Annotated in this window: 11 protein-coding genes; 5 read left to right on the top strand and 6 right to left on the bottom strand. The window is 69.0% G+C overall.

All coding sequences use genetic code 11. The features are described from left to right. Nucleotides 1-54 precede the first annotated feature (54 nt). Nucleotides 55-768, bottom strand: a complete 714-nt coding sequence (locus tag ACF08B_RS11245) for a hemolysin III family protein (protein ID WP_392317090.1) — start codon at nucleotides 766-768, stop codon at nucleotides 55-57. Nucleotides 769-1,047: 279 nt separating this feature from the next. Here ACF08B_RS11245 and ACF08B_RS11240 point away from each other — a divergent pair, with 279 nt between their 5' ends. Then, nucleotides 1,048-2,871, top strand: coding sequence for a phosphoenolpyruvate carboxykinase (GTP) (locus ACF08B_RS11240; RefSeq protein WP_392317089.1), 1,824 nt, complete (start codon nucleotides 1,048-1,050; stop codon nucleotides 2,869-2,871). Between the two features lie 157 nt (nucleotides 2,872-3,028). Here the strand turns inward: ACF08B_RS11240 and ACF08B_RS11235 are convergent, their stop codons facing one another. Beyond that, nucleotides 3,029-4,417 carry a DUF2079 domain-containing protein gene (locus ACF08B_RS11235; protein WP_392317088.1) on the bottom strand — a complete coding sequence of 463 codons (1,389 nt, stop codon included), beginning with the start codon at nucleotides 4,415-4,417 and terminating at the stop codon, nucleotides 3,029-3,031. Nucleotides 4,418-4,731: 314 nt separating this feature from the next. Between ACF08B_RS11235 and rfbA the strand changes: the two genes are divergently transcribed. The 3 genes from rfbA to ACF08B_RS11220 all read left to right on the top strand — a co-directional run bounded on the left by rfbA (nucleotide 4,732) and on the right by ACF08B_RS11220 (nucleotide 7,327). Next, a complete protein-coding gene (gene rfbA / locus ACF08B_RS11230; RefSeq protein ID WP_392317087.1) occupies nucleotides 4,732-5,694 on the top strand; it encodes a glucose-1-phosphate thymidylyltransferase RfbA in 963 nt (320 codons plus the stop codon). After that, nucleotides 5,691-6,281, top strand: coding sequence for a dTDP-4-dehydrorhamnose 3,5-epimerase (rfbC, locus tag ACF08B_RS11225; protein ID WP_392317086.1), 591 nt, complete (start codon nucleotides 5,691-5,693; stop codon nucleotides 6,279-6,281). The genes rfbA and rfbC overlap by 4 nt, the downstream gene beginning before the upstream one ends. Before the next feature lie 191 nt (nucleotides 6,282-6,472). Beyond that, entirely contained in the window at nucleotides 6,473-7,327 is an 855-nt protein-coding gene (locus ACF08B_RS11220) for a hypothetical protein (protein WP_392317085.1), read from the top strand. A gap of 153 nt (nucleotides 7,328-7,480) precedes the next feature. Here ACF08B_RS11220 and ACF08B_RS11215 read toward each other — a convergent pair whose 3' ends face one another. Beyond that, nucleotides 7,481-8,017: a tetratricopeptide repeat protein gene (locus ACF08B_RS11215; RefSeq protein ID WP_392317084.1), complete on the bottom strand. Its 537-nt coding sequence runs from the start codon at nucleotides 8,015-8,017 to the stop codon at nucleotides 7,481-7,483. A gap of 237 nt (nucleotides 8,018-8,254) precedes the next feature. Between ACF08B_RS11215 and ACF08B_RS11210 the strand changes: the two genes are divergently transcribed. Continuing rightward, complete coding sequence (locus tag ACF08B_RS11210) at nucleotides 8,255-9,373, top strand: glycosyltransferase (protein ID WP_392317083.1); 1,119 nt, start codon at nucleotides 8,255-8,257, stop codon at nucleotides 9,371-9,373. A gap of 56 nt (nucleotides 9,374-9,429) precedes the next feature. On the opposite strand, the gene ACF08B_RS11205 is transcribed toward ACF08B_RS11210, so the two are convergent. From ACF08B_RS11205 to ACF08B_RS11195, 3 genes are all read right to left on the bottom strand, one after another. After that, nucleotides 9,430-10,704, bottom strand: coding sequence for a glycosyltransferase (locus tag ACF08B_RS11205; protein ID WP_392317082.1), 1,275 nt, complete (start codon nucleotides 10,702-10,704; stop codon nucleotides 9,430-9,432). Continuing rightward, nucleotides 10,701-11,156 carry a tetratricopeptide repeat protein gene (locus ACF08B_RS11200; RefSeq protein WP_392317081.1) on the bottom strand — a complete coding sequence of 152 codons (456 nt, stop codon included), beginning with the start codon at nucleotides 11,154-11,156 and terminating at the stop codon, nucleotides 10,701-10,703. The genes ACF08B_RS11205 and ACF08B_RS11200 overlap by 4 nt, the downstream gene beginning before the upstream one ends. Nucleotides 11,157-11,545: 389 nt before the next feature. Then, entirely contained in the window at nucleotides 11,546-11,965 is a 420-nt protein-coding gene (locus ACF08B_RS11195) for a hypothetical protein (RefSeq protein WP_392317080.1), read from the bottom strand. Nucleotides 11,966-12,013 lie beyond the last annotated feature (48 nt).

The following is a 12,013-nucleotide window of genomic DNA, read 5'->3' as shown; positions in this document are numbered from 1 at the left end:
AAGCAGTCCGGCCACGGCTGGTGGGCCGTGGCCGGAGAAGGGGAGCGGGGGAGGTCACGCGTGCTGGTAGGCCACCAGCGAGATGCCGACGTAGTGGACGACGAATGCCGCGAGGGTGAGGGTGTGGAAGACCTCGTGGAAGCCGAACCAGCGCGGTGACGGGTTCGGCCGCTTGATGCCGTAGACGACGCCGCCGGCGCTGTAGAGCAGGCCGCCGACGATCACCAGGACCAGGACGGCGATGCCGCCGGTTCGGAGGAAGTCGGGCAGGAAGAAGACGGCCGCCCAGCCCATGGCGATGTAGCAGGGCGTGTAGAGCCAGCGCGGGGCGCCGACCCAGAAGACCCGGAACACGATGCCGGCCGCCGCCGCGGCCCAGATCCCCCACAGCAGCCACTGGCCCTTGCTGTCGGGCAGGAGCAGCAGTGTCAGCGGGGTGTAGGTGCCCGCGATGATCAGGAAGATGTTGGCGTGGTCCAGGCGCCGCAGCACGCCGTCCATCCGCGGGCTCCAGTTGCCCCGGTGGTACAGCGCGCTGACGCCGAAGAGGAGACAGGCCGTCAGGACGTAGATGCCGCAGGCGATGCGGCCTCTGGAGGAGTCGGCGAGTGCGGTGAGTACGAGGCCCGCGATGAGCACGGCCGGGAACATGCCGAGGTGCAGCCAGCCGCGCAGGCGGGGCTTGACCGGATGCGGCAAGGAGAGCGCGACGGGACCGCGGCCGGCGGCCGGCGAGTCCATGGGCGCGTCGGAGGCGGACGCAGTCATGGGCGCATGGTACCTACGCCGCCGTAAGTCGTCGGTCAATGCCGCTCGGTCGAAGGCCGCAAGGCAAAAAGTCCTTCAGTCGAACCCAACGTGGACGCAAAGAATCGCGGAAACCGTGGGATTCCTCACGTCGCTCACCTGTGATGCCCTCTGGACAGATGGGCACTAGAATCGGATGATCAAATGAGTGCGGTCGGCACCGGATGAGCAGCTACGAAGCGTCCGGGTCGCGGCCCCCACGGGGCGAACAAGACAAAAATCCCTCTTTTAGGAGCAATCGTGGCGCGCGACATCGCGGCTCCCACCGTCGTCCCCACCAACCACCAGGAACTGATCTCGTGGGTCAACGAGATCGCCGAACTGACCCAGCCGGACAGCGTGGTCTGGTGCGACGGCTCCGAGGCCGAGTACGAGCGACTGGCCGAGGAGCTGGTGGCGAAGGGCACCTTCAAGAAGCTCGACCCGGTCAAGCGCCCGCACTCCTACTACGCCGCCTCCGACCCGACCGACGTCGCGCGCGTCGAGGACCGGACCTTCATCTGCTCCGAGAAGGAGGCGGACGCGGGCCCCACCAACCACTGGAAGGACCCCGCCGAGATGCGGGAGATCTTCGCCGGTGAGAAGGGCCTGTTCCGGGGGTCGATGCGGGGCCGCACGATGTACGTCGTCCCGTTCTGCATGGGCCCGCTCGGCTCCCCGCTGTCCGCGATCGGCGTGGAGATCACCGACTCCGCCTACGTCGCCGTGTCCATGCGCACGATGACGCGCATGGGCCAGGCCGTCCTCGACGAGCTGGGCGACGAGGGCTTCTTCGTCAAGGCCGTCCACACCCTCGGCGCCCCGCTGGAGCCGGGCCAGGAGGACGTGCCGTGGCCCTGCAACCGGACCAAGTACATCTCCCACTTCCCCGAGTCGCGCGAGATCTGGTCCTACGGCTCCGGCTACGGCGGCAACGCCCTGCTCGGCAAGAAGTGCTACGCGCTGCGTATCGCCTCGGTCATGGCGCGTGACGAGGGCTGGCTCGCCGAGCACATGCTGATCCTCAAGCTCACCCCGCCGCAGGGCGAGTCCAAGTACGTCGCCGCCGCGTTCCCGAGCGCCTGCGGCAAGACCAACCTCGCCATGCTGGAGCCCACGATCTCCGGCTGGACCGTGGAGACCATCGGCGACGACATCGCCTGGATGCGCTTCGGCGAGGACGGCCGCCTCTACGCGATCAACCCCGAGGCCGGCTTCTTCGGCGTCGCGCCCGGCACCGGCGAGCACACCAACGCCAACGCGATGAAGACCCTGTGGGGCAACGCTGTCTTCACCAACGTCGCGCTCACCGACGACGGCGACGTGTGGTGGGAGGGCATGACCGAGGAGGCCCCGGCCCACCTCACCGACTGGAAGGGCAACGACTGGACGCCGGCCTCCGACGTTCCGGCCGCCCACCCCAACGCCCGCTTCACGGTCCCCGCCTCCCAGTGCCCGATCATCGCGCCCGAGTGGGAGGACCCCAAGGGCGTGCCGATCTCCGCGATCCTCTTCGGCGGCCGCCGCGCCAGCGCCGTGCCGCTGGTGACCGAGTCCTTCGACTGGAACCACGGCGTCTTCCTCGGTGCCAACGTGGCCTCCGAGAAGACCGCCGCGGCCGAGGGCAAGGTCGGCGAGCTGCGCCGCGACCCGTTCGCCATGCTGCCGTTCTGCGGCTACAACATGGGCGACTACATGGCCCACTGGGTCGACGTGGCCAAGGACAAGGACCAGTCCAAGCTGCCGAAGATCTACTACGTCAACTGGTTCCGCAAGAACGACGAGGGCAAGTTCGTCTGGCCCGGCTTCGGCGAGAACTCCCGTGTCCTGAAGTGGATCGTGGAGCGCCTCGACGGCAAGGCCGAGGGCGTCGAGACCCCGATCGGCGTGCTGCCCACGCGGGACGCGCTCGACACGAACGGCCTCGAACTGGCCGACACCGACCTGGACTTCCTGCTCACGGTCGACAAGGAGGTCTGGCGCGAGGAGGCGGCCCTCGTCCCCGAGCACCTCAACACCTTCGGCGACCACACGCCGAAGGAGCTGTGGGACCAGTACCGCGCGCTGGTGGAGCGCCTGGGCTGAGCCCGCACATGAACTCCGCGGCCGGTTTGGATGTGCCCTGACCAGCGATCGTCACGACCGGCCGCGGTGACAGCACCGCACAAGGGCCCGGGGCCCGTCCCGTACAAAGGCGTACGGGACGGGCCCCGGGCTTCTTCCCGCGCACCGGCGGCGCGGCTCACTTCCGCCGCTGCAGCAGCACGTAGCCCTCCTGCACGTCGACCATCGCGTACCCGTTGCGCAGGTCGGCGGCCAGGCGCTGCTGCTCCTCCTCGGCGCCGAGCGGCTGCCCCGGCCACCAGCGCTGCCCGGCCGGCACCCAGGTGTCCACCATGACCCACTGGGGCTCGGGACGGGCGTCGGCGGAGCCGTACAGGCCGACGCTCGTACGGTCGGCGAGCTGGGGCACCAGGTGGTCGGACGCCTGGACCGTGGCCCCGTCGGGGATCATGGCGAGCAGCCGGCGGGCGACGGCGACGCGCGGGCCGTCCCGCCAGGTGTCGGGCTGTACCAGCTCGAACAGCGGGAAGCTCGGCAGGATCATGAGGGTGATCGCGGCGGAGCCCGCGAGATGGCGGCGCAGGCCGCGCCCGCTCGTCCCGCGCCGCACGAGGGCGTCGACGTAGGCCGCGAAGACGACCGGCATCAGCACGAGCGAGTAGTGGAAGCCCGTGCCCCAGTGCAGTTGGTTGCTCGACGCGAAGCGCCACACCAGGGTGGGCAGGGCGACCCACAGCAGCGGCGACCGCAGCGCCAGGAACAGGGTCGGCGCCAGCAGCAGGGCGAACGTCGTCACCTTGGCCTGGGGCGTCACCAGGCCGATGGTGCCCTGATGGAGCAGGTCCAGCAGCCCGCCCCCGCCGCTCGCGGCAGCCCCGTGCCCCCCGCCGGCGCCGGGATCCTGCACCAGGGACCAGTAGGCGAAGGAACCGCCCGGGTTGAAGGCCGGCAGCACCACGAACAACGCCACCGCGGTGCCGACGAGACCGGCCACGGCGGTGCACACGCCGAGCCTGCGGTTCCCCCGCCGGACGACGACGAGGCCGAGGGCGCAGACCGTCAGCCCCAGGTCCTCCTTGACGAGCAGCAGGGGCAGGGCCCAGCAGCACGCGGCGGTCAGCCGGCCGCTCCCGAGGGCGGTCAGGGAGAGCACCAGGAGCGGAGCGGCGAAGGCCACCTCGTGGAAGTCGTAGCCGACCGCACTCGCGATTCCCCAGGACAGCCCGTAGCAGGCACCGATCACCGCGCCGGCGAGGGTGCCGAGGGTCCGGCGCGCCCAGAGAGCCAGCGGGACGACGCTCACGGCGATGAGCGCGGCCTGGACGACGAGAAGGGTTTCCGCTCCCCGCCACACCAGGTAGAAGGGCGCCACGAGTGCCAGGACCGGGGAGAAGTGGTCCCCCAGGACGGGAAAGCCCTGTCCTTTCACCTCGGAGACGGGCAGATGCCCCTCCGCGTAGGAGCGGACGACCTGCTGGAAGATCCCCAGGTCGTAACTGCTCGAGAACATCCGCTGGTGGAGCCGCAGGGACACCAGCGTGTACAGCACGAACAGCGTTCCCGCCATGGCCCAGATCCACCATGTGCCGGCGAAGCGGCCCGGACTCGACGATTCGGCCGCCTCCACTTTTCCGGAAGTCTGTTGCTGAGTCGGGACCGTTGATCCGATGGCGTGCGTGGCTTGCATCGAGAGTCCCTCCGGGAATCCGAAACTGGCGGCCAACAAGATGCCAGTTGAGAGGGGTATTTGATATCCAATCAACTCCGGTGCGCCGAGAATCCACCGAATGGCTGTCCCGTCGGGCTCCCTGTCTTTCACCGCACACGCCACATCCCGTACGAAAGAGCGGCACCGGAACTCCGTCCGCCTATGGTGCTGTCATGCGCGGAATCCTGTTGGCCGGGGGAACCGGTTCACGCCTGTGGCCGCTGACCCGTTCGGTGTCCAAGCAACTCCTGCCGGTCTTCGACAAACCGATGGTCTATTACCCGCTTTCCACACTGGTGATGGCCGGAGTCAGTGAAATTCTGATCATCACCACACCCGAAGACCAGTACCAGTTCCGCCGCTTGCTCGGCGACGGCCGTCAACTGGGCCTGCGTCTCGACTACATGGCCCAGGAGGCGCCACGGGGCATCGCCGAGGCATTCCTCCTCGGGGCCGACTTCATCGCCGGTGAGCCGGTCGCCCTGATCCTCGGGGACAACATCTTCCACGGCAGCGGTCTCGGCACCAGGCTTGCCCGGCAGAGCGAGCTCCAGGGCGGCCGGGTGTTCGCCTACCAGGTCGCCAACCCCTCGGCCTACGGGGTCGTGGAGTTCGACGAGTCCGGCCGGGCCCTGTCCATCGAGGAGAAGCCGGACCGCCCACGGTCCCGGTACGCCGTGCCCGGCCTCTACTTCTACGACCGCCGGGCCGTCGACATCGCCCGCGGCCTCGCGCCCAGTGCCCGGGGGGAGTTGGAGATCACCGACCTCAACCGCGTCTACCTGGAGGCCGGTGAGCTGCACGTCACCCGGCTCGACCGGGGCACCGCCTGGCTGGACACCGGGACCTTCACCTCCATGGTGCAGGCGGCGGAGTTCGTCCGGGTGATCGAGGAACGCCAGGGCCTGAAGGTCGGCTGCGTCGAGGAGGCCGCCTGGCGCGCCGGCCTGATCGACGACGACCGGCTCAGGGACCTGGCCCGGCCGCTGCTCAAGAGCGGGTACGGCGACTACCTGCTGGGCCTGCTGGAGGACGCCGGGCAGCTCGCCGCCCTCCAGGGGGGCGCGGACGTCCCGAAGGCGCGGGACGCGGTGACGGACACGACGGCCATCGGGCGCAAGGGGGAGAACGGATGAGACCGCTGGGTGTTGAAGGGGCGTGGGTGGACACGCCCAGGGTATTCACGGACGACCGTGGCAGGTTCCACGAGTGGTTCAAGGAGGGGGAATTCCGGAATTCCGCCGGGCATGGATTCTCGCTCGCCCAGGCCAATTGCTCCCGCTCCGCGCGCGGCACCCTCCGCGGTATCCACTACGCGACGGTTCCGCCGGGCCAGGCCAAGTACGTCACCTGCGTCAGCGGGGCGGTGCTCGACGTGGTGGTCGACATCCGTGTCGGCTCACCGGGGTTCGGGACCTGGGAGGCGGTCCGGCTCGACGACAGGACGCACACGTCCGTCTATCTGTCGGAAGGTCTGGGCCACGCGTTCATGGCACTGGAGGACGACTCCACCGTCGTCTATCTGTGCTCCGAGGGATACGCGCCGGAACGCGAATACGGAATCGACCCGCTCGATCCCGCGCTGGGCATCACGTGGCCGAAGGATCTCGTACCGCTGCTTTCCGCCAAGGATGCGGCCGCGCCCACCCTGGAGGAAGCCGGACGGAAGGGCCTCCTGCCCGCCCATGCGGACTGTGTCGCATATCGAAATGTCCTCGAATAAAGCCGACACGCCGGTCTTTGGGTTTTCTGGGCTAGGAATTGGCGCCGCTCGGGTGATCCTCACCGGGCGGCGCGTGCCGAATTCTATTCGTCGTTACGCGGACCATGCAAATTGATGTCGTACGCGGCTGAGGCCGCGAGACGCGTTATGCGAATAGCGCACCGAGTGCGCCCAGTCCAAGGAAGGTTCTCTTGAGCCGTAGAACGATCCGAAACTCGCGCCTGAAGTCCGCCATGATGGTGGGCACCGGCGCGCTTGCCGTCGCGCTCAACGTCGTCCCGAGCACGGTGGCCGCCGCCGACGGAATGCAGCACCGTCACGGTGCCGAGCGTGCCGCGGACCGGTACCAGCCGGAAGACGACCTGAACGCGGCCATCAACCACGCGATCGCGAGGGCTGCCCGTGACAGCCTGTCCACGCTGTACGAGTCGGAGGACTCGCACAGCGTCAAGGACTCGCACAGCGTCAAGGACGCGGACGAGTCGGAGGACTCGTACGGCTCCACGGACTCGTACGGTTCGGAAGACCCGGACCCCGGTTACGACGACAGCTACGGCGACGGGCACAACAAGCCCGGCAACCAGGGCCCGCAGGGTCCCCAGGGCCCGCAGGGTCCCCGGGGTCCGCAGGGCGGCGGCGAGGGTGCGCAGGGTGCCCAGGGCGCCCAGGGCAACCAGGGCGCGCAGGGTGCCCAGGGCCCGCAGGGCGGCGGCGAGGGCTCCCAGGGCGCGCAGGGTGCCCAGGGCCCGCAGGGTCCCCAGGGCCCGCAGGGCGCCCAGGGTGCGCAGGGCAACCAGGGTGCTCAGGGTTCCGTGGGACGGCTGTACGTGAAGCAGGTCACGGGTACGCGCGTCGCGACCGTCACCTGTGACACCGGCGACGTCGCCACCGGTGGCGGTGCCAACCTCACGAACGGCAACCTCCAGTCGTCCTTCCCGATCGACGGTTCGACGACGACGCCTCCCACCGGGTGGCAGGGCATCAACACCGCGAACAACGAGGACAACATCACCGTCTACGTGGTCTGCGCCGACGTGACCCCGTAGCCAGGCGTCACGTCCCGGAATGACGACAGGTGCCCCCGAGGCCTCGGCCTCGTGGGCACCGTCCGTCTGTCCGGCCCGTGCAGGAGAGCTCGCACAGCAGGACGCCCGGCGGAACCTCACGGTCCGCCGGGCGTCCTGCGAGTGCGCCCGCGATCAACGGCTCACGGCGTCCCTGAACTCCTCGGGCACCTGGGTGAGGAGCCTGTGGTCCGCCGACACCGCGTGCCGGAACGCGTCCTCGGCCTCGTCCTTGCGGTTCGTCTCCGACAGAAGCTGACCCAGCTGCAGATGGATGGCCGCCGCCTTGGGATCGGCGGTGGCGCCACGCTTGAGGAGTTGGATGGCCCGGTCGGGGTCGCTCGCCCTCACCATGAACGCCTCGCTGTAGAGCGCGGACATGAAGTGGGGATCGATGGCGAGGGCCCTGTCGAAGTTCGCCTGGGCGTTCGCGGTCCTGCCCTGCTGCTGCTCGATGACCCCGAGCCCGTACCAGGCGTTCTTGTTCTTGGGGTCCAGTTCCAGAACGCGCCGGTAGTCCTCGCCGGCTCCCTGGAGATCCTGGTGGACCTGATGCTCGATGGCGGATTTCAGCAGAGCACCTGCTGACTCGGTGTTCTGGGCCTTCGATTCGGACGGCCCGGCAGACGGGGACTGAAGTGCCCAGACGGCCACCCCCGTGGCAACCGTCACGGTCGCTGCGATTCCCGCCCACAGACTCTTACGTTTCACTTGGTCACTTTTCATGGATGGTGGACGAATGGAGTCGGGTGTCTCACATGGTCGCCATCGACGTTACGAGGGCACGGGGACCGTGCCGCCGTTCGGCAGGCGTGGGGGCTGTGCAGAACACTCGAATGCACGAGTTCCGCAAGGGCATTCCGCCCCGCTTCTTTGCGTGGCCGGCGTCGGCTGGATTGGATGGCATCCGTGACGCAAACGGTCTGTCTGAACATGATCGTCAAGGACGAGGCTCCGGTGATCAGGCGCTGCCTCGAATCCGTACGGCCCCTGATCGACACCTGGGTCATCGTGGACACCGGCTCCACCGACGGCACGCAGGACATCATCCGCGAGGTCTACGGCGACCTGCCGGGCGAACTGCACGAACGGCCCTGGAAGGGGTTCGACGGCAGCCGTACCGAGGCGATCGAACTCGCCCGCCCTCGTGCGGACTACCTGCTCTTCATGGACGCCGACGACGTGATGGACGTGAAGCCCGGCTCCCGGCTGCCGGAGCTGACGCTGGACGCGTACCGGCTCACCATCAGCGGCGGGACCTACAACTACCGCCGCCGCGCGCTGGTCTCGACCCGGCTGCCGTGGCGGTACGTCGGCGTCCTGCACGAGTACCTCGACTGCGGCACGACGTACTCCCTGGGAACGCTGGAGGGCGCCACGATCGTCATCGTCGGGGGCGGAGGGCGCAGCAGGGACCGGAGCGCGCGGGACAAGTACCTGGCGGACGCCGAGATCCTCCGTCGCGGACTGGTCGCGGAACCCGGCAACGAGCGCTACGTGTTCTACCTCGGGCAGAGCCTGCGCAACGCCGGCGAGTTCGAGCAGGCGCTCGAAGCCTATGACCGCAGGGCGGCGATGGGCGGCTGGGACGAGGAGGTCTTCTGCGCCCGCCTGTTCGCCGCCCAGCTCGCCGAGGAACTGGAGCGGCCGGCGGCCGAGGTGGTGGAACGCTACCTCGGCGCACACGAGAGCCGGCCCACCCGCGCCGAGGCGCTCGGCGGACTCGCACGCTGGTGCCGGGTCAACGGCGAGCGGTGGCCGCTCGCCCACCTGTTCGCGCGGCAGGCGGCTCAGCTCCCGTACCCGGGCGACGACCACCTGTTCGTCGAGTCCGAGTGGTACGAGTGGGGCGCGCTCGACGAACTCGCGGTGTCCGCCTACTGGGTCGGGGCGCACGAGGAGGCCGAGCGCTGTGGCGAACGGCTGCTGAAGGACGGCAAGCTGCCCGCCGAGCACCGCGACCGCGTGGTCCAGAACCTGGAGCTCGTACGACGCCACCTGCGCTCGGGGCAGTTGGCGCGGGCCTGAGACGGCAGTGCCCGGCGGCCCGGGAGGGCCTGCCGGGCACTGCCCTGTCGCGGGAACTACACCAGCAGCTTCCCCCCGTGCCGCGGAGTGCCCTCCTTCATCGCGATGAGGTTGGCGACCACGTACGAGATGTTGTTCTTGGAGTGGAACTCGCTCGGGAAGTAGGTGACCAGGCGTGAGGACTGGAACCGGGCGTCCAGGTCCGGCACGAAGGCGCGGTACTGGTTGTCCGTGTAGTACCAGAACGAGTTCTCGTTGTAGTAGGCGACGTGCGTCGGGTCCTGGTACGCGCCCCGGCCGTCGGAGCTGGGCGTCATGCTGAGGAGCATCCCGCCCGGCGCCAGCAGCCGGTAGAGCTCGTTGATCAGCGGCACCTTCGCGGGCACGTACTCCAGGAAGTCCACCGCCCGCATCAGGCCGACGGACCCGTCGGGCAGGTCCAGCTTGCCGGGCAGGGTCGCGACGATGTCGACGCCCTTGCCCGGACGCTGGTCGACGCCGAGGTACCCCGGCGGCTTGCGGTGACCCGCCCCGAGGTCCAGTGCCAGCAGCCCGTGCCGGTGGCTCCAGGCGAGGGCGTTCGCCTCGATGTACTTGTCGTACAGAGCGACCGTCTCGCGCTGGATCTGCGCGTTGATCTCCGGGTCCCGCTGGGTGTTCGCGGAGTGCACCCGCTGGAGGTACAGGCAGCGGTTGATGTGGTGGAAGTCGCCGACGTGGAACAGACGGCACATCAGGTCCTGGTCGTCCAGGACCGTGAGGTCGGGGTTGTACCCGCCGGCCTTTTCGTAGGCGTCCTTGCGGAACGCACGCACGTGGTTGGGCGCGTACCAGATGTAGGCGACGTTGTGCGGCGTCGGCGCCAGGGAGACGACCTGGAGGAGCTTGCGGCCGTCGACCCGCACCTCCTCGTACTGCCAGCCGAACGTCTCGTCGAAGCGGCTGTCGTCCCGCTTGCCCTCCTCGGTGATCTGGGCGGTGTTGCTGTAGACGAAGACGGCCTCCGGGTGGGCGTCGAAGGCCTTGGCCAGCTGGGCCAGGCACGCCTTCGCCATCAGGTCGTCGTGGTCGAGTTCGACGAGGATCTCGCCGCGGGCCAGTTCACAGGCCCGGCGCTTCGCCGCTCCGACGCCCTTGAGGTTGTCCGCGATCTCCACGCGGACCCGGTCGTCGGGGTGCTCCGGCCGCCACCGCGCGCCGTTGTTGAGCAGGACGATCCACTCCCAGTCCGAGCACGTCTGCGCCTGGAGGGTCCGCAGGCACTCGTCGAGGAAACGGGGCTGGTGGCTCGGGGTGAAGACGGAGAACCTCGGTGTGGCGGTCGACCTCAACTGTCGCTCCCTGCTTCGCTCGATGGGGATGAGGGGTCGGTGGAGTGGCGGAACTCCTCCGGTACCTGGTTGCGCAGCGAGGGATCGGCCGCGACGGCGAGGCGGAACTCGTCCGCCGCCTTCCCGGCACGGTTCTTCCGCGCCCAGACGCGTCCGAGATGCAGATGCGCGGTGCCCGCCTTCGGATTGACGGCGATGGCGCGTTGCAGAAGCTCCGCCGCCCGGTCGGGCTCGCCGGCCTCCAGCAGGAGCGCCTCGTTGAACAGGGCCGGCGCGAAGGACGGATCGATCTGCAGAGCCTGTTCGTAGGCCGCGCGGGCGCCGGGCGTCTTGCCTTCCTGCTGCGCGAGGTGTCCCAGGTTGTACCAGGCGAACTTGTTCCGCGGTTGCAGTTCCAGTACGCGGAAATAGCTCTGGGCGGCGGCTCGGGAATCGTGGTGGTTCTCCTGCACGATTCCCATGTTTAGGAGCCATCGGGCGTCCTGACCGCTCGATGGAGGGGCCTTGGATTCCGAGGACGTCGCCGAATGGGACTGAACGGCCCAGATCGTGACTCCGGTGGCAATGGCAGCCGCACCAGTGAGTGTTACCAGCAAACGCCTACGTTTCACTTTGTCACATCTCGTGGAATGGTGGACTTCGGCTGGGTGTCGCTAGTCCCAGGTGGCAGGCACAGAGGTTACGAGCCGGTGCCGTTCATGCCGGAATGCGGCAGGCACGCAGGCCCGCAATCCACCCGAATGCACGAGTAGGGAAAAGAACCGCGTTTCATGGCGCCCGGTCCGCGCGTCGCTGCGGGTGCGCGCGGACCGGGGCCGTTCGTGGGACCCCGTGGGCGGGGTCAGTGGGCCGCGGTGAGCTCCTTCGGGTCGGCCAGGGCGGCCGCGTGCGCGTCCATCCGCTCGGCCGAGAGGATCGCCGCCGCCGTGTCCGCCCGTGAGGCGGCGACCACGAGGGCGCGGCCGGCGAGGGCGTGTGCGCGCCGGTGCAGGGCGGCGGGGTCGCCGGCCGCGGCCGGTGTCGCGCGCAGCGGCGCGCGTCCTCCCCGGAGCCGGGAGATCTCGCCGGTCAGGCGCTCCGCGGCCGTGTCGAGGCCGGCGGACGGTGTCAGGGTACGCAGTTCGTCGGTGACCGCGAGCAGTGCGGCGAGGTGTCCGGCGAGCTGGATGTCCAGCTCCTCCTCGCGCGACCGGTGGGGAAAGTCGGACGGGGTGCCGGCCATCGTGCTGTGGACCGACTTGGTGCGGATCGGTTCGTACATGGGTGATGGCCTCCTGTGCGCTTACAGGAAGCCATCTTAGCTTGGATT

Source organism: Streptomyces sp. NPDC015139 (assembly GCF_043079785.1).
GTDB lineage: Bacteria > Actinomycetota > Actinomycetes > Streptomycetales > Streptomycetaceae > Streptomyces > Streptomyces albidocamelliae.
This window is presented reverse-complemented; position numbering and strand designations above follow the sequence as displayed.